The organism is Pantoea sp. FN0305 (assembly GCF_050113845.1).
In the GTDB taxonomy this organism is placed as follows: Bacteria; Pseudomonadota; Gammaproteobacteria; order Enterobacterales; family Enterobacteriaceae; genus Mixta; species Mixta alhagi.
The window spans coordinates 14,601-38,381 of the sequence record NZ_JBNJSN010000015.1 but is presented as its reverse complement, the minus strand read 5'-3'; the positions used below and the strand labels follow the sequence as shown (position 1 = coordinate 38,381).

Genomic DNA, 23,781 nt, shown 5'->3' with positions numbered 1-23,781 from the left:
TTTTGCCGTTGAGGTGCCGCGTGCCCGCCAGAAAGCGCCCGGTGGGGATGTCCAGCGTCAGCGGCTGGCCCAGCAGCGCGTGGCGGTCGGCGCGGGCGTCGGGGCCCAGCAGCGTGACGGTGAGTTCGAAGGGATGCGACAGCGCCTCGCGTCCCTCCAGCTTCCAGAAAAGCAGCCCCTCCTGCGGGAGCCGTGCGGTGATACGTTCAGACATAGGTGAGTTCCGTGCTCAGCGGGCCCGCGGATGCGGGCGGTGATAATAAGGAAATGGGTTAGCGTTAACTTTATTAACTCTGTTATAAATCAGCTCAAAGTGGTTATTAGAGCCATGATACGAATAGCTGCCGCAGCTTAAAAAGCGGCTGTGATAATTTATTAACGGTTCATCATGATCCTGACGCACGCATTTTATCTGGCTTTGAAAAAAGATGATAAAATCAGGTTTACGCTAACAGGCAACGTTGTTGAAAAAAAGCAGGGAAGTTATTTTTTTAAGTAAAATTAAAAATCTATTGATGCAGGTTAAACTTTATCAACTGTCGATTTTAGTTGATAAATATAATCATAATTAGTATTTGAATAATTAACCAAGCATTAATTATAACGCTATATTTCGCCGCTATATAACGGTCAGTCCATTAGCCATTTCTTGTTAAAAAAACATTTTAAATAAAATCTATCTTTGTGCCCTTGATATTATCCGGCAACAGTGGAAAAAGTTGACGATTTATATCGTCTTAAAGCTCTTTAATCCAGAAGGTTCTCACTGCTAATCATTATTAAAATGATCACTCCTCTTCCAGCTCTATCACCTCATCCAGATAGTGATCTTCCAGCTCGCGTAGCAGACGATAAACCTGAGCGACCGCTTTTAAGGTTTCGCGCGGGATCCACTCACCTTCCGCCGTGGTGCGATAAAGCGTACGCGCCAGCCAGATATAACGGATCACCGGAATTTTTGCGCGCTGCGCCTGCTCAATCAAATGGTGAGCATCATCATCGCTGGCCTTGAACAGCAGACGCGGCAGTGGGGTTTCGCCGGGGCGATAGTACAGCCCTACGGCAAAGTGGGTCGGGTTGACCAGCAGCACGTCAGCCTCCTCTACCGCAACCCGAGGCGGCGCTTTCGGTGCTTCGTTTAAGATCTCATGCGCCACCTGTCGGCGGTGCCCTTTCATATGCGGATCGCCTTCGCTCTGCTTGAATTCGTTGCGGATATCTTCATGGCTCATGCGCTGCTGTTTCAGGTAAAAATACTTTTGCAGGCCAAAGTCCAGCACGCTCAGCGCCAGAAGCGCCAGCAGCACCTGGCGTGCCGCCTTAACAAACAGCATCAACACGCCATGCCAGAAGGTGTTGAGATCGGTTTGTGCCAGCCGCGCCAGATTACCGATTTCCGGTTCTAACGCCAGCCACAGCACCATGCCAATCGCCCCCGCTTTGATAATGCTGGTCAGCAACTGGGTAAACTGGCGCGCCGAGAACATATTTTTGAAGTGATTGACCGGATTCAGGCTCTCCAGCTTCGGCATCATCGCCTCCACCGCAAACAGCGGCCCGAACTGCAGCCAGCCGCCCACGATACGCAGCACAATTGCAATCGCCCCGATAATGGCGGAAAAGAGCAGCAGCACCAGCAGCGAATCGGTTACTACCTCCTCCATGGCGTGGCCAAAGGGCTGACCGATGCGCGTCAGCGGCAGCATAATCATCGCTTCCATTCGCTGCATGCCGCTGTCCACCAGTGCAAAAATCGCCTCCAGGATGCCAATGGAAATCAGCAGCTTGGGAATATCCTGACTCTGGCTTACCTGCCCTTTTTTACGTGATTCCTGGAGCTTTTGCGGGGTTGCGTCTTCGGTTTTTTCACTCATGTCCCGCTCCCTTAGCCGCAAACAAATGGGGGAATATCGCGCTCAGATCGCGCAACTCAAACAGGCGCTCCCCGGCCAGATGGTTGAGCAGCGGCAGATACAAAACAAAAAACAGCAGCCCCAGCAAACATTTCAGCGGGATCGCCAGCACCGTGGCCTGAATCTGCGGGCTGTAAATACTGATAATGCCTACCGCGAAATCCAGCAGCAGCAGCAGCCCCACCAGCGGCCCGGCATACAGCACCATGGCGACAAACGTCTCTTTCAACAGATCCAGCCAGACTTGCCAGCCCTGCTCGCTCAACGGCGGCAGCCACGCCAGCGGTGGCCAGATACGATAACTGTCCCACAGCAGCTGCGTAATCGCGCCCAGCCCCGGCCCCACTATCAGCAACAGAATCATCACCTGCTTCATCAGATAGCCCAGCGGCGTGGCGTCTGGTCCCAGCTGCGGGTTAATTTGCCCGCCCATCAGCGCACCGCGCTGGTTATCGAACAGCGCGCCGACCGATTCATACATCCAGAACGGTAGCCCCAGGATCAGACCAATCAGCGCGCCGAGGATCAGCTCTTTAATGGCGATGGCCGCCAGCCCCATCAGCGACAGGGAAGCGCTAAGCATATCGCCATATAACACCGGCGCGATAAACAACGCCAGCGCGACCACAATAGCGGTGCGCAGCGTGCCTTTAATCACGGAAAAAGAGAATACAGGCGTCAGCAGCAGACAGGGAAAAATGCGCGCCATGCCCAGCAACAGCGCCAGCAGCGCGTTAAACAGCTGATCCAGCGCGTCGCTCCACAGCATCAGCTGCCTACCCGCGACATCATGGCGAAAGCGTTCTGCGTCAGTTGAATAAGCTCAACGCCTACCCAGCGCCCGGTCATCGCCAGGGTGATGCCTACCGCCACCAGTTTCAGGCAAAACGGCAGCGTCTGATCCTGTAGCTGCATCGCCGCCTGCACCAGCGAAATCACGATGCCCACCAGCACCGCCACAATCAGCGGCGGCGCGGAAAGCAGCACCACCAGCAGCATCGCCTGGCGGAAAAAAGTCAGTATCTCCATTGCCGCCTCACAGATAGCTGTAGAACAGGCCGTCCAGCAGCCGCGTCCAGCCGCTGACCAGCACAAACAGCAGGATTTTTAGCGGCAGCGAGACCGTCATCGGCGAAACCATCTGCATCCCCAGCGCCAGCAGCACGTTCGAGACAATCAGGTCCACCACCAGAAAAGGGATAAAAATCAGAAAGCCGATCTTGAAGCCGTTTTGCAGCTCCGACAGCACAAAGGCGGGGATAATCAGCAGCGGGCTTTGCGGCGTAATGCTCTGCGCCATCTCTTTGGGCCACATGCGCGCGCCGTTCTCCTGCAGATGCACCAGAATATCCGGGTCGGTATTACGCGACATGAATTTTCTTAGCGGCTCCGCGCCGTTGCCGAAGGTGTACTCCAGCCGCTCCATGCTGCTGAAATCGAGCGGCATCGCTTTGATACGCTGGCTTGAATCATTAAAGACCGGTGCCATCACAAACAGCGTGGCGGCCAGCGCGATGCCGTACAGCGCCATATTAGGCGGCACCTGCTGCACCCCCATGGCGTTACGCGTCAGCATCAACACCATGGAAATTTTCAGGAAGCAGGTACAGATAATCATCAACATCGGCACCAGCGACAGCACGCCGAGGAACAGCGCCAGCATCATCGGGTTAAGCGACTGCATCTCCATTCGCGTTTTACCCGCCGTGTCCCAGAGGATTAATACTGCCCGGCAGCATATGGGTGATCTGTAACCCCAGCCGCCCTTCCACATCCACCAGTTCGCCTTTCGCCAGCGGAAAATCGCCGTGACACAGCAGCGCCTCGCCTGGCCGCACGTTATCCACCATAACCGTGGTTCCGGCGCTCAGGTGCTGTAGCTCTCCCAGCGTCAAACGCAGCTGGCCGCAGCGCACCGTTAACGCCAGCGGCAATCCATCCAGCGCGGGCGCAGGCTCGCTCTGCCACGCCCCGTCGGGCTGCGTAGCGGGGGCCATATCATCGTTATCGTAGGGAAATGTCACAGGCGCGATCTCCAAATCAGAAAGAGTAAAAAAGGCGCGATCCGCCTGACCGGTTAGCTCTCCGGTCAGGCGCAGGCCAGCCAGCTGCAGTGAGCCTTCTCCATACGGAGAAAAAGCGGCGTGCGTCGGCAACAGCACATCTTCCGGTCGCAGCTGACGCAGCTGTCCGACGCTCAACGTGAGCGCGCCAACGGTCAGCGGAAAGCTCAGCGGCAAATCGGACGGCAGCCCCGCCGCCTCCGGCTGCCAGCCCGCCTGATCCAGCAGGCGGTTCAGCGTGGCAATGGATGCCATCAACATACTTTCTGAGTGGAGTTCACCGAGCCTGAGTTCCAGGCAAAGCGAAAATGGTGCATCTTCTGTTTTATTTACCGGCGAGAGATTGCCAAACAGCGGCTGTAATTCACTACTCAGGCTTTGATTAAACAGCGGCCAGTACCAGGGCGTGCTCTCTGCCTCGGCATACGGCAGCGCGGGGCAATCAGAGATCAGCGCCAGTACCCCTTCCGCATCGCTTAATTGCAAGACGCCGCTGTTGCAGCCCAGCGTCAGCCCGGGTGCCGCCGTTGACTGATCCTTCGGAAGAAAAAGCGCCAGCTGGCCCGCCTCGCCCGCCAGCGTATAGTGAAAGCGCAGCCCGGCACCGATACGCTGACGCAGCAGTGCCTCATCCGTCTCCCGGCGTGGCAGAGAGAGTTTCATGCGGCCCCCCGCTGTTCAAAACGCAGACGCACCCGGCTGGCCATTCGACGCCGCAGCGCCTGGCGACAGCGCTCCTGATGCGCTTCCAGCGCGTTTAACGCCGCCGGTGAAAAGCGCAGCGCAATATCCCAACCGCCAGCGGGCAGATGCTGTAAACGCGCATCCACCGCACCGAGACGCGGCAGCAGCAGCGTCATCGCGACCGGCCCGTCAGGCTGACGGTCGGTAATGCGTCCCAGCTCCGCCTCCAGCGGCTGCCAGAGCGCCATTGGCGCGGCGGCGGGCGCGCTGTGTGCGGTCTCATGAGTAAAACGCGGCTGCGTATGCAGCTCCACGCCGCAGCCATTGAAAGCGGGCGGCGTCGGGACACTATCCAGCAGCGCGCTGAACAGCAGGCCGTCCGGGCTGGCCGAAGACGGCTCGTCGCTGCGTTTCGTCGCGCTGCCTGGCGTATTGCCCTGGCTGCGTTCGTGGCGCGTTTTATCCGCCCCGCGTAAGGGCGGTTTTGCCTGCGGCGCTGGCTCTGGTTGCGGTTTCAGGGGCTTCGACGTTGCGCTGACGCGTGTCGTCTCGCGCTCCGGCGGGCGCGGTTCACGTGGCTCGCGCGGTTGCGGTTCAGGCCGCGGCTTTGCGGCGAAGGTTCGATCCGCAAAAGGGTTCATGATGGCACCTCATTTTCCTGCATCAGCATCTCCAGCTTTTCCAGCTCCCGTTGTCGCAGCTGAGTTTCTGTACGCGCCGCCGCCAGCTTCTCGCTTTGCGCGGCACACTGCGCAGCGCTTTCGCAGACCGCCTGGCGCTGGCGCTGTACTGCCCCGGCGGCCCTCTCCTCCTGCTGCAGGCCACGCTGCAACCGGGAAAATGGTTGATGCCCCAGATAAGCGGTATCAAACCCGGCGCGCAGCCTCTGATAATCGCTTTGCCGCTGCGTAAGCTGTTCATCTGCCCTTCTCGCCTCCGCACGCAGCTGTTCCAGCTGTTGCTCGTGTTGACGCTGCTCACGCTCGCTGCGACGCAGGCGCTGACGGCGGATCGGCAACAGCAGGGCAAACGCGTCGCGCAAACTGGCAGCGGGATCTTCCGGGGCCGGTTCTTCAATGGGGTTAATCCTCTGGCGCATGTTGGCTTACCTCTGAAAGATGATGCAGCGTCGTCTCCCAGTCGCTGGGCGCGCGCGTGGCCTGGCGCAAATAGCCGTTAATCACCGGCTGCGCCTCCACTGCCGCATCGGTCATCGCATCGTGGCCGGGCTGGTATTCGCCCAGACGAATCAACATCTCTACCTGCTGCCACGCCGCCATCATGCGGCGCAGCTGTGTGGCATCGCGCATCTGCTCGCGGGTTACCACGTTGCTCATGGTGCGGCTCAGGCTGGTCAGCACATCGATCGCCGGATAGTGGCCGCGCTCCGCCAGACGGCGTGACAGCACGATATGGCCGTCGATCAGCGAGCGCACCTCGTCAGCCACCGGATCGTTCATGGAGTCTGCTTCGATCAGCACCGAGTAGAGCGCGGTGATCGCCCCCTTTTCGGTTTGTCCGGCGCGCTCCAGCAGCCCCGGCAACAGGGTATAGACCGACGGCGGCAGGCCACCGCGTCCGGGCGGTTCGCCCAGCGCCAGGCCGATTTCACGCTGGGCGCGGGCGAAACGGGTCAGGGAATCGAGGATCAGCAGCACGCTTTTGCCCTGCTCGCGAAAGGCTTCGGCAATGGCGGTCGCGGTAAAGGCGGCGCGGGCGCGCTCCATGCTGCTGCGATCGGAGGTAGAACAGATCAGCACCGTGCGGCTGCGCAGCTCTTCATCCAGCTCATGATCGAGAAACTCACGCAGTTCGCGGCCACGCTCGCCAATCAGTCCAAAAACAATCGCATCGCAGGGCGCATTACGCGCCAGCTCTGCCAGCAGCGTGGTTTTGCCGCAGCCCGCCCCGGCAAATACACCAACGCGCTGGCCAACGCCAATGGTCAGCATGCCGTCAATGGCGCGTACACCTGTTGGCAGCGGCGCTGAGATACGCGGGCGGGCTGTGGGCGGCGGCGCGTCGCCCAGCACCGGGATGGTGCGTTCCGCCTCGCCCGGCAGCGCAAACGCACCGACGCCCTGGCCGTCAATCGGACGACCAAAACCATCCAGCACGCAGCCCAGCAGCGCATCGGAAACAGAGATACTGTGCGGCAGATAAAGCGGCGTCACCCTTGCGCCCTGCGCGATGCCGTCCAGCGGCCCCAGCGCTGACAGCAGCGTATGCTGCGGGTTAAAGCCCACCACTTCCGCCATCACGCTCTCTTCCGCGTCGCGTTCGATACGGCAGAGATCGCCGATGCGCGCACGCGGCAGGCTGCACTCCAGCAGAATGCCGCTGATGCCGGTAATACGGCCATACACGCTGACCGCATCGGGCTGACGCAGCCGCTGCTGCTGCTGGCTGAACCAGCTATCAAGATCGATGCGCATTACCATTTCACCGTAATAGGATCGTGACCGCTGAACTCGATCCGATCGTCGGTGATCGCCACCAGACGCAGATCGCCAATCTGATCGCCGATAAACAGCCGATCGCCCTCGTCGGTAACAATATTGGCGCGCGATCCGGTTGCAATTTGCACGATGCGGAACGGCAGCTTTTTCTCCAGCGGACGCACTGCGCTGGTGACCGGCGCAGCAGCGCTGTAGCGCGCATAGAAGCGCGTCATCATGCGGTTAAAAACGGTGATTTGCGGTTTAGTCAGGCTACCGCTCAGCAGCAGGCGATCGCCCTGACGACTGATTTTTACGCTGTTCGCCAGGTCGCGTTCGCGCAGCATGATTTGCAGCGGCGCACGCAGATCCTCCACTGTTCCCCAGGCGGGGCGTGAATTTTCACCGGCGTTGGGCTGGGCGACCGTGGGCTGTAAGATCCAGCTCACCACGGTGAAGCTGAACAGCAGCAGCAGGCCGAATATCACCCCGCGCATCCAGCGTGGCGTGCCGGTACGCGCTGCCACCTCTTCCGCTACGGCGGCGGCAGGCGCGGAAGCCAAGGCGCTGGCGGGCAGCGCGGCGGCCTCATGCCACGGCGTGCTGGCCTGCGCCACGCAGAGCCAGACGCCCGCCAGTTCAAAGGGTTCTTCCAGCGTAACCGGCTGCCGGTCGCTGGCCTCTTCCTGTTCCGTCAGCCACCAGCTCCCTTCCTGACAATGCAGCCAGCGCTCGCAGCCCGTTACGCTTTCATCGCTGAGCAGCAAATCAGCCTGCGGCGACGCGCCAATCTGCCAGCGATCGCCGCTGAGCGGCAGCGCGGCCCCGCAGTGCAACCCCGACAGTACGCGCAGTTCAAACATTATTCTCCCTCCCAGTTGGTGAGTGAATAAAAGAGTGCATCCGCCTCCAGACGTCCCAGCACATGCACCGCCAGCGTCGGCTCCAGTTCAGCAAAAGAAAGCACCGGCACCTGATGGAAGGATTCGGCGATTAGCGCGCGCAGCGGCCCACGCAGATCCTGCGCTGCCAGCAGCACCGCCTGCTGTTCGTTGCCGGTGGTGAAGGCCTGGCCTATTTGCTGATGCACCGCCTGAATCTGTTCCTGGCTCAGCGCGAAGAAAATATCGTTCTGCGTCTGACGCAGGCTGTCGCGCAGCGCCTCTTCCAGCTCCGGCGACAGCAGCCAGGCATGGATGCCGTCCGCCTGGCTGTATTGATGGCAAAGATGGGTTTTCAGCGTAATGCGCACCTGCTCGGTCAGCAGAAACACATCGCGCTCATGCTGACCATGCTCGATTAACGCTTCGGCGATGGCGCGTACCGAACGCAGTGGAATACGCTCCGCCACCAGCTTTTGTAATACGCTGGAGAAGCGCGCCAGCGGCATTACCCGCTGCAGTTCCTGCGCCAGCTCCGGCTGCTCGCTCTCCAGCCAGCCCATCAGCGCGCGGGTCTCCTGCAGGCCGATAAAATGCGGACTGCTGGCGTGAATGGCATTTTCCATGCGTTTCAGCAGCAGCTCGGCGGCAGTCCAGCGCACCACCTCCTGATTTTCCAGCAGCGGATGATCGGGCGGCAACCAGAGATAGTGCGCCTCCTGACGCGCGGCCTGGCCCAGCGCGGGTTTCGGCGCGACGATCGACGGCGCTTGCTCCCCGCCCGTTTCCGGCAGCGCAGGCTGATTGTCAGCCTGTAGCTGGCGCTGCTCTTCTTCACTCAGGCTCTCCAGCCAGCGCGCCTCCACGGCAAGGCAGGCGGTGTTAAAGGTGCCGGCCACTTTCGGGATTTCATACACCGAGAAACGGAATTCATCCGCGCTCAGTTTGTCGCTGAATTCAATGTCAAACGCCGGTAGGGTAAAGCCGAAGTTATAGACGATACGGTTACGCAGGCGGCGGATCTCCTGCACTAAATCGAGGGTTTCCGCCTTGCCGCGACAATCAGTGGGAAACTGGATCAGATAAGGCCGCGTCGGGTTGAACTGGCGCAGATCCTCGCGACCATTCAGCTCCGGCGGGATTACTTCGTTTTCAATTTGCGGCTGCGCAAGACGCAGCGTATGCCGGGCGCGCCACACCTGAAATCCGCCGCTGCCGAGGGTGATCAGCGCCAACAGGGTAAAAACCAATCCCGGCATCCCCGGCACCAGCGCAAAACCCAGCATGCCCATTGAGGCGAGGATCCATGCCTTCGGCTGGCTGGTAAGCTGTTCGGCGATCTCACGGCCAATATTCGGCGCTTCCACGCTGTCGTTGTCCGATGAAACGCGCGTGATGATCATCCCAGCCGTAAGCGAGATCAACAGCGCCGGGATCTGGGCAATCAGCCCGTCGCCAATGGTGAGGATCGAGAATACATGCAACGCCTCGCCCGCCGTCATGCCCACCTGCAGCACGCCGATGCTGATGCCGCCGATCAGGTTGATAAACAGGATCACCAGCGCGGCGATGGCGTCGCCCTTCACGAATTTCATCGCGCCATCCATTGCGCCAAATAGCTGGCTCTCTTTGGCCAGATCGCTACGCCGCGCTTTGGCCTGATGCACATCGATCAATCCGGCGCGCAGATCGCTGTCGATCGACATCTGCTTTCCAGGCATCGCGTCGAGGGTAAAGCGCGCCGCGACTTCCGCTACGCGCTCCGATCCTTTGGTAATCACCAGAAAGTTCACCACCGTCAGGATCAAAAACATCACCATCCCCACTGCCAGATTGCCGCCGACCACAAAGCTGCCAAAGGCTTCAACGATATGGCCCGCGTCCTGCTGGATCAGGATCTGGCGCGTCACCGAGATCGACAGCGCCAGACGAAACATCGTGGTCAGCAGCAGCACCGCCGGAAAGGTGGAAAAGGCCAGCGGCTTTGGCAGGTACATCGCCAGTACGATCAGCAGCGAAGAGAGGCAGATATTCAGCGCAATCAGCGTATCAATCAGCGCCAGCGGCAACGGGATAATCAGCATAAACACCAGCGCCATGGCAAAGGCGGCGCCGACAATCTCAGAGCGCTGCATGGCGCTGATGGCAATTTTATTGAGAATTAAAAATAAGCCGTTCATCTTACGTCTCTCTTGCCTTGCGCTCAGGGGTTACGCGCCTGTTTACGTTCATTCTTTAACAGCGCGGCGCTGTGACTTGCCAGCAGCGCCAGCGCGGTTTTTCGCCCATCTTTTACTTTCCATAACGCCAGCGGCAGGCTGCGCACCAGCGGCAGGATCGCGTTAAAGAACATCGACAGCTGGCGGGCGCTGGGGTGCGCCACCACATCTTCGCCTAACTGCTGGAGATCCTGCTGCCAGGCGCCGTGGTGGCTGAGATGCAGCAGGCGGCGCGTCAGATCCACCGCGCTGACGGTATGCAGCGTCATTTTTCCCGCCATGCGCTCCAGCAGCTTCTGGCTCTCTTCCAGCGTATGACTTACCTGGCGCGCTTCTGCGAGGCCGGTCTGGATATGGCGCAGCGCGCCGGTGCTGATGGAAGAAGCCAGCGCGGCGATATCGTCTGCCAGCGCCCGCTGTAAGGTGCGCAGGCCAGAGACAAACTGCTGCGGTTCGGTATGCGCCAGCAGCAGATCGACCATCGCAATTGCCGACTGCTGATGAACAATGCTGTCGTAATAGAGGTTGCGCAGCGTCTGGCGCTGTTGCGGATGCACGGTAAATTCCGCGAAGGCGGCGGCGGTGTTCAGACCGGCGCGCAGGCGTTCGCCATGCTGGGTTTGCAGCGTCTGTAGATGGTTGTTAATGGTGTGACAAAGCTCATCATCGCCCTGATCGCGCGCTTCACGCTCCATCACGCGCAGCAGCAGATCGCAGCGAGCCGGATCGTTATCCAACTGCGCCAGCAGCTCATCGGTATCTGCTGGCGGCTTGCGCTTCAGCGCATCGCGCAGCTGTCCGAGGTGGGTTTCCCGCCGCGCCCGATCGTCGGAGTCGAGCATGGCGTAAAGCTTATGCAGTTCAACCTTGCCTGCGTTTTGTCGGTGACGCAGGTGCTGCTGCTGCACACGGCGCTGCTCGGTCTTTTTCTGGCTTTCGGCACGCTCGGAGAACATCAGCCCCACTTCTTCTTTCATATCGTTGGCACTGACGGCAGCCGATTGTTCAGCAACCCGGCTGGCATTTTTCTCTGTGCCGCCGTCGGCGGCTTTCATCAGGGCTTTAAAAGGGTGCGGCATTAGCGGCAGCGTTGGGGTCTTCAGCATCGCCCGTTCCTCATCAGGTTGACCCCGGTTATGTGGCGCTTTTGCGGTTCGGGTTCCCTGAATTCACAAATAAAAAAATTTATCGCTTTGAAATAATTAACCTGCGAAATTTGTGTAAAAAATGGCACAGCGAATAAAATGCTTTTTGCCAGTTTTTTCTCAGAAATATCCTGGTAAATTAAACGGCGAATAATAAAAACAAGCTGTTAGTTGTTTTATTTCTCCTGGCACAGCGCTTGCTATAGCCAATGGGCAATCACACCCGATTCCTGTGGAGAAAATAAAATGATCGACATCAATACCGACCAGCCAATAACTGTCTCTGCTGTTGCTATCGACTGGACGGACGTTTTTAAAAAAAATAATAAGAAATTACTGAATTTCATTCGCAAGCGTGTGGCGAATCATGAGGATGTGGAAGATATTGCGCAGATGACCTGCCTGGAGGTACTGCGTAACGGCCATAAATTTATCGGCGCTTCACGCCCGGAAACCTGGATGTTTGGTATCGCGATTAATCTGATTCGCAATTATTATAAATCCCAGCAGGGTCGCTTTTTATTTGATACGCTGAATGATGATATTCTTACCGATATGCATTACGACTGCGATCCGAGCGATATCACGGAAAATGAACGGGTTTTAGGCGCAACCCTGGCCTCAATCGAAACCCTGCCGGACGATCTGAAAACCATGCTATCAATTTTAGTCGGGCATGACGGCAGCTATCAGGATGTGGCGCAGCAGCTTAATATTCCGGTGGGCACCGTTCGTTCACGACTTTCCCGCGCCAGGGAAACGTTAAAAAATCGTGTTTATGCCTGAGATTATTCTGACATTACGCGAATAAGATAAATCCGGCGGGAAAGTTTATTCTGTTGGCTCGGCGCTGAAATTTCAGAGGGCTGATAAATGATGCCAGAAAATGGAGATGCGTTATTGCAGAATTATTCTCACTGCCTTAATCCTACGCTGACGCCGCCCGATAGTCTTTCTTCTATCGCGCTGGATCGCATTCATGATGCGATTTATTTAGTGGATCGTAATCTGCGGATAAAATATGTTAACGAGAAGGCGTGCAAATTAATGGGCTATTCCCCGCATGCCTTAATGCAGCTTAGTTTCGCCGTTATCGATCATGAATTGCAGGATGATGATGTTACCGCGTTATGGTGGAAACTGACCATGCGCCCGGAAGGGATCACTTTTACCTCACAGCACACGCCCAGCCGGGGAGAACTGATCTCCGTTCAGGTGAGCTCCAGCCACTATCTGCACGGCGGCGAACCGCATGCGCTGTGCGTGGTGCGCGACGTGCGCGAGGTAAAACAGAAAGAGGCGGTTCAGCAGCTGCGCGAGAAGCAGTTCCGCGCGCTGGTAGAGAACTCGCCGGATATGATCGCCCGTTTCAATCTGGCGCTGCGCTGTGTGTATGTTAACCCGCCGGTGCTGAAGTGGTTTGAAGGGCGCGAACAGGAGATCTATCACCGGCAGCTGACCGAAGCGGTGCCGCACAATGAGACCGGCATGGCGCTGCTGCGGCTGGTGTCACAAAGTATGGCAAGCGGCAACGAAGCGGAAGGCGAGCTGACGCTTACCCAGGGCAGCCGCCGATGCATTTTGCACGTACGCAGCGTGCCGGAGTTCAATCTGCACGGCGAGTTAGAGAGCGTGCTGACCGTCGGACGTGATATCACCGCTATCCGCCTGGCGGAAGAGGAGCTACGTGAAGCACATCAGCAGCTGCGCCTGCTGGCACGCAATCAGGAAACCCAGCGCGAGGCGGAGCGCAAGCATCTTGCCCATGAGATTCATGATGAGCTGGGGCAGCATTTGACTTCGCTGCGCGTTGGTCTATCGCTGATCCGTATGCAGTCGCCAGAGGCGGGCGAAGCGCTGCATCAGCAGGTGGATCATCTGATGCAACTGGTGGACAGTACTATTCAGGTGGTGCGCGACGTCTCTACCCGTCTGCGCCCGAATATGCTGAATTTGGGTCTGGTGCCGGCGCTGGAGTGGCTGCGCGACGAGTTTAACAAGCACAATACCACCCGCTGCATTTTTATCCCGCCGCAGGGAAAAGAGCTGCGCCTGAGCGACGAATGCGTTACCGCCGCCTTTCGCGTGGTGCAGGAGTCGCTGACCAATGTGCAACGTCATGCCAAAGCCAGCAGCGTGTATATCTTTGTGAAACAGGATGGCGATAAGCTGCGGATCGATGTGGTGGATAATGGCAAAGGCTTTGATATGCAGAATGTGCGCCCTAACGCCTGGGGGCTGCCGGGCATGGTGGAGCGGGCCGCGATGCTGAACGGCGAGGTCAGCATCGATAGCCGTCCCGGCGAAGGCACCCGCGTACAGCTGAGCTTTCCGCATCGCCCGCGCAGCCTTTCCCGCGCCCTGTTTAACAAGATTGATAAGTGAGCACCTCATGACGCAAGCAATACGCCTGATGATTGCTGACGATCACGCCATTATGCGTGAGGGATTAAAGCAAATTTTTCTGCTGGATGACGGCATTGATGTCGTCGGAGAAGCGGCTGACGGCGGTCAGGTGCTGGAACGCCTGCGCGAAGGCGGTATCGATCTGCTGCTGCTGGATATTTCCATGCCCGGCATCAGCGGCGAAGATCTCATTAACCGTATTACCCTGCAGTATCCAGCGCTGCGTATTCTGGTATTGAGCATGTATAACGAACCGCAGATTGCCCGTCGGGTGCTGTACTGCGGCGCGTTGGGCTATATCACCAAGGATAAAAACCCGGAGGCGCTGTTGAGCGCGATTCGGCAGGTAGCACGCGGCGCGCGCTATATCGATCATGAGCTGGCGCAGGAGATTATTTTCTCTCAGTATCAGAGCGGCGACCGACCGCCGCATGAGAACCTGACAATGCGCGAGCGTCAGATCATGATTATGCTGGCGCATGGCGAATCGATAAATGCCATTGCCGATGCGCTGGTGATCAGCAATAAAACCGTGAGTACCTATAAGTCACGCCTGATGAAGAAAATGAAGTTCACCACCAACGCCGATATTGTGAAATATGCGATTAGTCATCATCTGGTGCAGTAAGCAGCGGGCGGCGTGTCAGCGTGGAACGGCTGTTTGCCGCTATCGATTTAGCCGGAAGGTGATTCCGGCCCTGTTTCATCCAGAGCGAACGCCGGTGTCAATGGCGTTCGCTCTGTGAGTTAACTCAGAAGTTCCAGCTAAAGCCCGCGTTGACGCTGTTATCCTGATGGTTTTCCGATAACAGGCCGCTGTAGCCCAGCGACAGATGCGAGTTGCTGTTTAACGCCACCTCAGCGCTGGCTTTGATCACAGCACCATCGCGCGAAGCAGAGACGCTGTTCACCACAAACGGTGCGCTACTGCCGTTGAACTTCAGCCCGGTCCCCCGATCCAGCTCGCCGTACTGATGCTGCCAGCCCAGCTCACCGCGCAGCGCGATTGATGTTCCGCCGTTAACATCCCATTGCAGCTCGGAACGCAGACCCAGCGTTGAGAAGGTGGCATCCGTGTGCTGCTTGTCGCCATGCAGCGCCGCCGCGCCGCCCTGTTCGGCAATGCGGTTGTTCTGGAAGTTAACGTAAGAGAGATTGGCGAACGGTTCGAGGTTAACCAGCCCTGCCGGGATGCTGTAACCCGCTTCGGCAAAGAACTGCTCGGTGCGTGCGCTGTACTGTGCGTTGGCACGATCGTACTGGCTGCCGTAGCTCACGGAACGCGAGGTATCGAAACGATGCCAGGAGTAGCCTGCACCAGCACGCAGCGCCAGCGCGCCATACGCTTTGCCGCCATAGACGCCCAGGTGGTAGTTATCGCTATCCGCACTGGCGCCGTAGCCGCCATCCAGTGAGGTGCGGGTGTAACCCGTTGCCACGCCCATGCGCGCATCGTCCTCCCAGGCGGAATCCAGCCCCAACAGTACGCCGTAGGTGGATGCCTGATAGCCGGTGGCGTTGGCATCACCGGAGGCGTGATCCCACGCGCCCAGCAGTTTCGCCCATGCGCCGCCCTCATCCGCTTTGATTTGTGACGAATACGCCAGGCCTTCCGCCTGACGCAGGCGATCGTTGAGCGTGTCGCGCAGATAGCGACTGTCATTGATCTGCGCCGAGGCGATATCAGCATGCACCTGACCCGAGAGCTGACGGAACGCCTGACGCGCTTCGCCAGCCGATCCGCTCAGCAGCAGACTTTCATAGACTGGGTTGCCTGCGCCCAGCGCTTCCGCCGCCTGCGCAACCGAACGCTCATTCGCCGTTTCCGCCACGCTGGCGAAGGTGGCATCGTTACGTCCGACCGCCAGCGTGAGCTGGTTCGCCTGATAGCTGAGGGAGGTGCCGAGGAAGGTAAAGGCATAGTTGGGCAGCAGGCTGTCAAACTGACCGCTGATGCCCTGCTCTGCGGTCAGGATGTTATACCGCCCCGTCAGCGTTTGTAGTTCGCTCTGGCTAAGCAGGTTGCTGCTGTTTTCCAGCGAGACCCTGACTTCACCGCCGTTAATGGCGATTGCGCCGGTGCTGGCGATGCGGTCGCTGCGTCCTTCCGGCGCGACTTCTACCGCGTAGCGCGATCCCTGTTCAAAGGTAACGTCGCCGTTGACGGTAAGCGTGCCGATAGAGTTACCTGGCGCGACGGTACCGCCGTTGGCGACGGTTAATGCGCCAGTGCTGCCCGATCCCCCCAGCACGCCCTGTTGCTGCACCGTGACATCAGAAGTGACCGATCCGTTAATCGCCAGCAGGCCGGCGTTAATCAGCGTCGGGCCGGAGTAAGTGTTGCTGCCGGTGAGCCAGAGCGATCCTGCGCCCTCTTTGGTCAAACCGCCGTGGCCGGAGATGTCGTTAGACCAGACGTCAAAATCACACTGCGCCTCGTTACAGATGCGCTGATAAGGGGTGCCGGCATCTACCGTCGCGCCGATGCCGGGAATGTTAGCGACAAATTGCGTTGGGCCATAGGCCACGCCATCCGGATCCGGCACGCGCAGCGCTTCAGGGATATCTTCTACGGTGTAGAACATGCCCGGCCCGTTAATTGCTTTACCGAGGTCGATCATGCCCCAACCATAGAGTTCATCAATGCCCGCTTCACCCATATCAACGGCGGTGGTTTTCAGTACCTGCGCAATCTGCGCGCCGGTCATATAAGGGAAGCGTTCCATCAGCACTGCCGCACTGCCTGATACATGCGGTGAAGCCATGGAGGTGCCGCTGTAGTTGGCGTAGCTGGTGGTGAGGTTATCGATGCTGTCGCCCTCGATTATCGAGCTGTAAATACGCGAGCCAGGCGCGGAGACGCAGAAGCTGGCGGTGTAGCCGCAGCGGGAGGAGAAGCCGCTTAGGGTGTAAGGCACGCTGTTGGCGGATGCAGGATCGCGCGCGACGCTGGCGACGGTGAGCCAGGTGGGGGTGATGTCTGGTACAAAGTAAGCCAGGCCCGCGATAGCGTCGGGGTTGTTGAGGTTGTCATCGTTGCCGGCGGAGAAGATGGTGATGATGCCGCTGCGAGCAACTTCAATAGCGCCCTGATAAGCGCCGCCGGGCACGGTGCCGAGGATCTGTTTGATCTGGTCGAACTGTTTTTGCGCATCATTGACGGTGAAGTGCGGATAAGCGGGATCGCTGCCGCCCTGTGCAAATTTGTCGGTGATGCCGATGCCCCAGCTGTTGTTGATAATGCGCACGCCGCTTTCTCTGAGCGCATCCCAGCCTGCTTTATAAACTGCGCCATCGTTACCGAGAATGATGCCATCTTCCGGGCCGGGATCGCCGTTTTCCGCACTGACAATTTGCGCGTCATAAGCGACGCCGTGCATGGTCCCGCCATCACGACTGCCGGCGGCGATACCGGCAACGTGGGTGCCGTGCGATCCCAGTTCACCATCTGAATCAACGCTTGGCGTGCCGTCATAGCGGAAGGCATCGCCGGCTTTTACCGGAATGTAAGGGTCGGTGTAGGCGCGTATGCCTTCAGTGACAAGGTTGATGACTTTGTCGGTACCGACAAATTCGGGGTGTTTGGCATAGACCGACTGATCGAAGATGCCGACTTTGACGCCTTTGCCACTGTAGCCAGCGGCGTAGGCTTTATCAGCGTTGATCGCGCCCAGTCCCCACTCGGCGTTATATTCGCTGCTGCGCCAGCTGGCTGGATCGCCCGCTACGCCCTGTTCGATATAGTTGTTCGCTGCTGCCTGTCCTACCGCTCCCAGGCAAACCGCCACTGCCAGCGCGCTTAACCGTACGCGTTTTGCTTTTGTCTCAGGCCGTGTCACGCGCTGAGGCACAGTCAACCTTCTGCTTTTATTTGCCATTGCAGATACCGTCCGTTATTGGTTTTGAGATAAGGATTTTTAAAAGTTTCAATTTGAAAAAGATGAAGCACCGCGCTGATGGAGTGCGGTGTGAATATCAGGTTTGGCAGAAAAGTTTTATTTCTGCCAGTAACAGAAGGAAATATATAGATGTAAAAGGGTGACTTTCTTCATATTATTTTCATATATTTTACGATTTAGATTGTTGCAAAAATTTAAAATTAATAATCAAGCGTTTATTAATTGGGTTAAGGTGAGATTTCTCTTAAAGGATTGTTTTTGAGATTTGAACCAAGATTAATTACTTAACGTGCGTTATTTATTTGATGCCGATTAGTTAATAACGAATTTAATGTGCGGAAATAAGTAGAGGGTAAGAAGTTGGTTATAAGCCACGTGGTTGCGTGGGCTGTGGTTTACGGGGCGTCAGCGGCGCGGGTGCGTGGGCTGACGGGGCGGAGGCGTCAGCGGCTCGGGTGCGTGGACTGACGGGGCGGGGCGTCAGCGGCGCGGGTGCGTGGGCTGACGGGGCGGGGGCGTCAGCGGCGGGCGGCCCGTTCCGTAAAGACGCAAAAAACGTCATCCATGACAGCTCGGCCCGCGCCTTCCCTGGCGCGGGACGCTTTACTCCACGATCCGCCCGCCGCTTCCCTGACTCCTGTGTCGCCTGATGCCGCTGATTTAAATACCGCGCCGTCTGTTGCCGCTTCCCGTACTAGTGAGTCGTCTGTTCGCCGCTGATTTAACTGCCGTGCCGTCTGTTGCCGCTTCCCGTACTAGTGAGTCGTCTGTTCGCCGCTGATTTAACGATTGTGTCGCCTGTTGCTGCTTCCCGTACCAGTGAGTCGTCTGTTCGCCGCTGATTTAGATACGGTGCAGCCCGCCGCTTCCCTGACTCCTGAGTTGCCTGTTCGCCGCTGATTTAACTGCCGCGCCGTCTGTTGCTGCTGTGAGCTGCCTGCTCATTACTGATTTATGGGGTTTTCAATGGTTAAGTCCCGAAGCGCGGGCCCTCCCGCGACCGGCACAGAACTGGTCTCAGAAAACCACTCAGTCCCCGCGACCGGCACCAGATCTGTTCCACTCAGCCCCCACGATCAGCACAAAATCAGCACCAAACTGACGCCTGCCAACGCGACTAATCTAAATCCGCACCGTTACTGGCTATCACTTTCTTATACCACCAGAACGACTTCTTACGCGTACGTGCCAGCGTACCCTGACCGCGATCGTCACGATCAACATACACAAAACCGTAGCGCTTACTCATCTCACCCGTAGAGGCCGACACCAAATCAATACAGCCCCAACTGGTATAACCCATAATCGGAATACCATCCTCGATCGCCTCCGCCATCGCACGAATATGCTCGCGCAAATAACTAATGCGGTAATCATCCTCAATCTCGCCCTGAGCATTAACCACATCTTTCGCGCCCAGCCCGTTCTCCACCAAAAACAATGGCTTCTGATAACGGTCATACATCATATTCATGGTAATGCGCAGACCCAGCGGATCGATGCCCCAACCCCATTCGCTGGCCTCAATAAACGGATTTTTCAAAGACTTAACAATATTCGCCGCACTGGTATTCTCGTTATTCATATCCGCCGAGGCGCAGCGCGAAGCGTAATAGCTGAAAGAAACGAAATCGACCGTATTCTTCAGAATCTCCTCGTCGCCCGGCTGAATCTCAATAGCGATCCCCTGCTCACGGAACATACGCTTTGTCCACGCCGGATAAGCGCCACGCGCCTGCACATCAATAAAAAACAGATTCTCCCGATCCTTCTCCAGCGCCGCCCAGACATCCTCTGGCTTACAGGAATAAGGATAAAAATTGCCGCCCGCCAGCATACAGCCGACCTGGTTTTGCGGATTCACCTCATGGGCAATCTTCGTTGCCAGTGCGCTGGCCAGCAGTTCATGATGCGCCGCCTGATATTTTACCTGCTGGGGATCCTCGCCCTCAGCAAATACCAGCCCCGCGCCGGAAAACGGACTGTGCAGCAAAATATTGATCTCATTAAACGTCAGCCAATATTTCACCAGTCCGTCAAACGCTTCAAAACAGGTGCGCGCATAGCGCGTAAAAAACTCCACCATTTTACGGCTGCGCCAGGAGCCATATTCTTTTACCAGATGCATCGGTACATCAAAATGGCACAGCGTCACCAGCGGCTCGATATTATATTTTTTGCACTCGTTAAACAGATCGCGATAAAACGCGATACCCGCTTCATTTGGCGTGAGTTCGTCGCCCTGCGGATAAATACGGCTCCAGGCGATGGAGGTGCGAAATACTTTAAATCCCATCTCCGCCATTAGCGCAATATCTTCTTTATAACGGTGATAAAAATCGATCGCCTCGTGGCTGGGATAAAATTCATCGTCACGCCACTCAAAGCGTGGCTGCTGACCCAGCTTCACCGCCAAACGATAGGCGCCGTGCGGGATCATATCCACCGTTGCCGCTCCTTTACCGCCTTCACGCCATGCACCCTCGGCCTGATTGGCTGCAATCGCGCCACCCCATAAAAATCCTGCGGGAAATTTAGTTTCCATATGCATCCTCTGTTAATGCGTTTTAACGGCCTGAGAAGCGGCGGGCCAGGCGGCAGTCTGTTCAGTTGTCTGCTCGCTTTTTTCCTCTACCGGAATATCCTCAAAGCCCAAAATCAAAGTAATAAAGAAGGAAAGCACCACCGCCAGCGCCATCACCGCAAAGACCCAAACAATGCTCATGGGATTCGTTGGATCAAAGAACTGTACGCTGGTAAACAGCCCCGGAGCTGCCATCGAGTGGCTTGCCAGTCCGGCAAAACCAGCGACCGCGCCGCAGATAAAGCCGCTGATCAAGCTGGCAATTAAGGGGCGTTTCAGCCGTACCGCCACGCCATACAGCGCCGGTTCGGAGATCCCGGCGACTATCGCCGAGGCAGCAGCAGCCAGTGCAGTCTGGCGCAGCTCCGGGTTTTTGGTGCGCCAGGCGACCGCCAGCGACGATCCGCCAAGTGAAAGGTTAGCGCCGATTTCAGAGGGCATTACCATTCCCTCTTTGCCGGTTTCCGCGATGGTCTGAATAATGGTTGGCGTGAAGACGCGATGCATGCCGGTCATGACCAGCAACGGCCAGAGCGCGCCCATGATGGCGACGGAGAGCCAGCCAAGGTAGTGATGAATGGTGTAAACCATCGCTGAGATGCCGCTACCGATCCAGATGCCAAGCGGCCCGATCAGCATGATGGCGATCGGCGCAGCGATCAGGACGATCAGCATCGGTTTAAGGAAGTTTTTCGTTACCGCCGGGGTGATTTTATCCACCCATTTTTCTATGTAGGAGAGGATCCAGGTCATGCAGAGCGCCGGGATTACCGTGTAGGTATATTTGACCGCCGTTACCGTTATGCCCGCAAATTCTACGTGTTGTCCCTGGGCGGCTTTCGCCATCAGGTCGACAAAGTTAGGATGCACCAGCACACCGGCAATGGCGATCGCCAGCGACATGTTGGTTTTGAATTTTATCGCGGCGGAGGCGGCAACCATGATCGGCAGGAAGAAGAACGCGCCGTCGCCGATGACGTTCAGGATCGCCAGCGTGGAGGATCCTTTGGGGAAGATGCCGGTCATGTCGAGGATCATCGCCAGCAGTTTTACCATCGATCCGCCGATGATTGCCGGGATTAGCGGCGACATGGTGCCGATCAGCGCATCAAGGATCCCGGCACCGATGCGTCTGAAGGTGAGTTTGCCTTTTTGCGGATCGGGACGTTGCGCCTGTGCGCCTGCGGGCAGGAGTTTTAATACTTCAGCATAGGCCTGGGAGACGGTGTTGCCGATGATGACCTGGCACTGGTTATCGTTTTGCACCACGCCCATGACACCAGGGATTTTTTTGAGCGTAGCCGCATCAACGCTGCGGTTGTCGTTAAGTACAAAGCGCAGGCGCGTCATGCAGTGGGTTACTGCCGCCACGTTATCACCACCACCAATCGCATCGACTATAGCGCGCGAGATTGCCGCGTAATTCTTTGACATGACTGTGAAACCTCTTGTTATGACGCACCTTTACCGTAGGGTTAACGGATTTTTTCTTTTTACTCAAAGAGTTGAGTAATCATAATAGCCAGAGCAGGCTTTATGATTTGGTCTGAAACAAAATAGGTAACCGGTTTCACATCAGATTGGTTATTGGTCAGAACAAGATCAACTGATATCGCTTTTGGCGTTCCGGATTTGTGATTACGATCGTGCTGACTCCTTTCAGTTTGTTATTCAGGAATTGCGGCGGGAGGGCTGAGTGGTTGCCTGAGACCGGTTCTGTGCCGGTCGCGGGGGGCTGAGTGGAACAGATCTGGTGCCGGTCGCGGGAGGGCCGGGGCCATCGGCGGCACGGCATGCACCCATCCCTGGGGCCTCCGCCCGCGCCTTCTTAGGCCGCGGGAGGTCCGCCTCCCGGCCCCGGCCCTCCCACTCCCTCTGGCCCGTGCTTCGGGACTTAACCATTGAAAACCCCCATAGATCAGTAATAGGCAGGCAGTTCACAATTACGGTAAGCAGCAACAGGCGGCGCGGCAGTTAAATCAGCGGCGGCAGACGACTCACTAGTACGGGAAGCAGCAACAGGCGGCACGGCAGTTGAATCAGCGGCGAGCAGGCGACTCACTAGTACGGGAAGCAGCAACAGACGGCGCGGCAGTTGAATCAGCGGCGAACAGACGACTCACTAGTACGGGAAGCAGCAACAGGCGACACAATCGTTAAATCAGCGGCGAACAGACGACTCACTAGTACGGGAAGCGGCGGGCGGATCGTGGAGTAAAGCGTCCCGCGCCAGGGAAGGCGCGGGCCGAGCTGTCATAGATGACGTTTTTTGCGTCTTTACGGAACGGGCCGCCCGCCGCTGACGCCCCCGCAACTCTCAGCCCACACAACGCGCCGCTGACACCCCCGCATTCCCAGCCCGCACAGCCCGCCGCTGACGCCTCCACATCCCCAGCCCACGCAACCGCGCTGCTGACGCCCCCGCAACCCCCAGCCCACCACCAAACATAATCCGTAACCTTCACGCTAAAAATGTTTAGAATGAGCCGACAGGCCAGAACGGGGAAAATCGATGTCAACAATGCAGGAAGTGGCGAAAAAAGCGGGCGTCTCCAAAGCGACCGTCTCTCGCGTACTATCAGGTAAAGGATACGTTAGCGAACAAACCCGTAAACAGGTCTTCGCTGCCATTGAAGCCGCTGGCTATCGCCCTAACCTGCTGGCGCGCAACCTCGCCACCAGCAAATCCCAGTGCATCGGCATGGTCGTCACCAACACCCTCTACAGCGGCAGCTACTTCAGCGAAATCCTCTCCCAGGCGGCGAAAAAAGTAGAAGAAAGCGGTCGCCAGCTCATCCTGGTTGACGGCAAACACAGCGCGCAACAGGAGCGCGAAGCAATCGAATTCCTGCTCGACCTGCGCTGCGACGCGATTGTTCTCTATCCGCGCTTCCTCAGCATTGACGAAATGGATGACATCATTGAACAAACGCGCCAGCCCATCGTGGTGGTCAATCGTCGACTGCATAAACATCACAGCCATTCCGTCTGCTGCGATCACAAAGGATCGGCCCTTAACGCCACCCAGGCGCTGATCGCGCGCGGCCACCAGCGGATCGCCTTCATCACCGGATCGATCGACTCCCCCACCGCCCTTGAGCGCCTTGCCGGTTACAAAGAGGCGCTGCGTCAGGCAGGCATCGCTGCCGATGCGCGACTGATCGTGGAAGGTAAATGGACGCCCGCCTGTGGAGCAAAAGCGGTAGCGCAACTGCTGGAGCAACAAACCGCCTTCAGCGCGCTGATCGCCAGCAACGACGACATGGCGGTGGGCGCGCTAAAACAGCTTGCCGTCGCCGGACTGGCAGTGCCGGAACAGATCTCGCTGCTGGGCTTTGATGACATCCCCGTCGCACCCTTCTTGCGCCCCGCGCTCTCCAGCGTAAAAGATCCGGTTACCGACATGATCCATGAAAGCATCAATCGCCTGATCGCCATGCTCGACGGCGGCGACATGCAACTGCGCAACGACTTTGTTTCCGGCTTGATATTGCGTGAATCGGTAAGCGAAGCGCCCGCGCCGGAATAACCGCCTGCTCCTGGCTGGCC

Annotated in this window: 18 protein-coding genes and 1 pseudogene; 4 read left to right on the top strand and 15 right to left on the bottom strand. The window is 57.6% G+C overall.

All coding sequences use genetic code 11. The features are described 5' to 3' along the window. From ACQE3Y_RS19890 to sctW, 12 genes and pseudogenes are all read right to left on the bottom strand, one after another. Positions 1-214, bottom strand: a pseudogene (locus ACQE3Y_RS19890) (type VI secretion system Vgr family protein); the annotation flags it as partial. Positions 215-788: 574 nt separating this feature from the next. Next, a complete protein-coding gene (gene sctU, locus ACQE3Y_RS19885) occupies positions 789-1,874 on the bottom strand; it encodes a type III secretion system export apparatus subunit SctU (protein ID WP_250651690.1) in 1,086 nt (361 codons plus the stop codon). Then, complete coding sequence (sctT, locus tag ACQE3Y_RS19880) at positions 1,867-2,682, bottom strand: type III secretion system export apparatus subunit SctT (protein ID WP_426974753.1); 816 nt, start codon at positions 2,680-2,682, stop codon at positions 1,867-1,869. Before sctT ends, sctU begins: the two co-directional genes overlap by 8 nt. Continuing rightward, positions 2,682-2,942: a type III secretion system export apparatus subunit SctS gene (gene sctS / locus ACQE3Y_RS19875; protein WP_085068171.1), complete on the bottom strand. Its 261-nt coding sequence runs from the start codon at positions 2,940-2,942 to the stop codon at positions 2,682-2,684. The genes sctT and sctS overlap by 1 nt, the downstream gene beginning before the upstream one ends. Before the next feature lie 7 nt (positions 2,943-2,949). Continuing rightward, positions 2,950-3,603, bottom strand: a complete 654-nt coding sequence (gene sctR / locus ACQE3Y_RS19870; protein WP_085068172.1) for a type III secretion system export apparatus subunit SctR — start codon at positions 3,601-3,603, stop codon at positions 2,950-2,952. Between the two features lie 7 nt (positions 3,604-3,610). Beyond that, entirely contained in the window at positions 3,611-4,639 is a 1,029-nt protein-coding gene (locus ACQE3Y_RS19865; RefSeq protein WP_426982355.1) for a FliM/FliN family flagellar motor switch protein, read from the bottom strand. Beyond that, the gene (locus tag ACQE3Y_RS19860) at positions 4,636-5,301 is read right to left on the bottom strand and encodes a type III secretion system HrpP C-terminal domain-containing protein (protein ID WP_426982354.1); all 666 of its coding nucleotides are present in this window, start codon (positions 5,299-5,301) and stop codon (positions 4,636-4,638) included. Before ACQE3Y_RS19860 ends, ACQE3Y_RS19865 begins: the two co-directional genes overlap by 4 nt. Beyond that, entirely contained in the window at positions 5,298-5,759 is a 462-nt protein-coding gene (locus tag ACQE3Y_RS19855) for a hypothetical protein (protein WP_426982353.1), read from the bottom strand. The genes ACQE3Y_RS19860 and ACQE3Y_RS19855 overlap by 4 nt, the downstream gene beginning before the upstream one ends. Then, complete coding sequence (sctN, locus tag ACQE3Y_RS19850; RefSeq protein ID WP_250651685.1) at positions 5,743-7,101, bottom strand: type III secretion system ATPase SctN; 1,359 nt, start codon at positions 7,099-7,101, stop codon at positions 5,743-5,745. The genes ACQE3Y_RS19855 and sctN overlap by 17 nt, the downstream gene beginning before the upstream one ends. Then, a complete protein-coding gene (locus ACQE3Y_RS19845) occupies positions 7,095-7,961 on the bottom strand; it encodes an FHA domain-containing protein (RefSeq protein WP_426982352.1) in 867 nt (288 codons plus the stop codon). The genes sctN and ACQE3Y_RS19845 overlap by 7 nt, the downstream gene beginning before the upstream one ends. After that, a complete protein-coding gene (gene sctV / locus ACQE3Y_RS19840; RefSeq protein WP_426982351.1) occupies positions 7,961-10,159 on the bottom strand; it encodes a type III secretion system export apparatus subunit SctV in 2,199 nt (732 codons plus the stop codon). Before sctV ends, ACQE3Y_RS19845 begins: the two co-directional genes overlap by 1 nt. A gap of 23 nt (positions 10,160-10,182) precedes the next feature. Continuing rightward, entirely contained in the window at positions 10,183-11,304 is a 1,122-nt protein-coding gene (gene sctW / locus ACQE3Y_RS19835) for a type III secretion system gatekeeper subunit SctW (RefSeq protein WP_426982350.1), read from the bottom strand. A 285-nt stretch (positions 11,305-11,589) separates the two neighbouring features. On the opposite strand from sctW, the gene ACQE3Y_RS19830 reads away from it, so the two are divergent. The 3 genes from ACQE3Y_RS19830 (at position 11,590) to ACQE3Y_RS19820 (ending at position 14,377) form a co-directional block, all read left to right on the top strand. Then, positions 11,590-12,129, top strand: coding sequence for an RNA polymerase sigma factor (locus ACQE3Y_RS19830; protein WP_085068180.1), 540 nt, complete (start codon positions 11,590-11,592; stop codon positions 12,127-12,129). Positions 12,130-12,216: 87 nt separating this feature from the next. Then, positions 12,217-13,728, top strand: a complete 1,512-nt coding sequence (locus ACQE3Y_RS19825; RefSeq protein ID WP_426982349.1) for a PAS domain-containing sensor histidine kinase — start codon at positions 12,217-12,219, stop codon at positions 13,726-13,728. Positions 13,729-13,735: 7 nt separating this feature from the next. Further along, positions 13,736-14,377: a response regulator gene (locus ACQE3Y_RS19820; RefSeq protein ID WP_085068181.1), complete on the top strand. Its 642-nt coding sequence runs from the start codon at positions 13,736-13,738 to the stop codon at positions 14,375-14,377. Between the two features lie 124 nt (positions 14,378-14,501). Here the strand turns inward: ACQE3Y_RS19820 and ACQE3Y_RS19815 are convergent, their stop codons facing one another. From ACQE3Y_RS19815 to ascF, 3 genes are all read right to left on the bottom strand, one after another. After that, positions 14,502-17,537: an autotransporter outer membrane beta-barrel domain-containing protein gene (locus tag ACQE3Y_RS19815; RefSeq protein ID WP_426982357.1), complete on the bottom strand. Its 3,036-nt coding sequence runs from the start codon at positions 17,535-17,537 to the stop codon at positions 14,502-14,504. A 1,228-nt stretch (positions 17,538-18,765) separates the two neighbouring features. Beyond that, positions 18,766-20,193: a 6-phospho-beta-glucosidase gene (locus ACQE3Y_RS19810; protein WP_426982348.1), complete on the bottom strand. Its 1,428-nt coding sequence runs from the start codon at positions 20,191-20,193 to the stop codon at positions 18,766-18,768. A gap of 12 nt (positions 20,194-20,205) precedes the next feature. Then, a complete protein-coding gene (gene ascF, locus ACQE3Y_RS19805; protein WP_426982347.1) occupies positions 20,206-21,666 on the bottom strand; it encodes a PTS cellobiose/arbutin/salicin transporter subunit IIBC in 1,461 nt (486 codons plus the stop codon). A gap of 1,078 nt (positions 21,667-22,744) precedes the next feature. Between ascF and ACQE3Y_RS19800 the strand changes: the two genes are divergently transcribed. Beyond that, the gene (locus ACQE3Y_RS19800; RefSeq protein ID WP_426982346.1) at positions 22,745-23,761 is read left to right on the top strand and encodes a LacI family DNA-binding transcriptional regulator; all 1,017 of its coding nucleotides are present in this window, start codon (positions 22,745-22,747) and stop codon (positions 23,759-23,761) included. Positions 23,762-23,781: the final 20 nt, after the last annotated feature.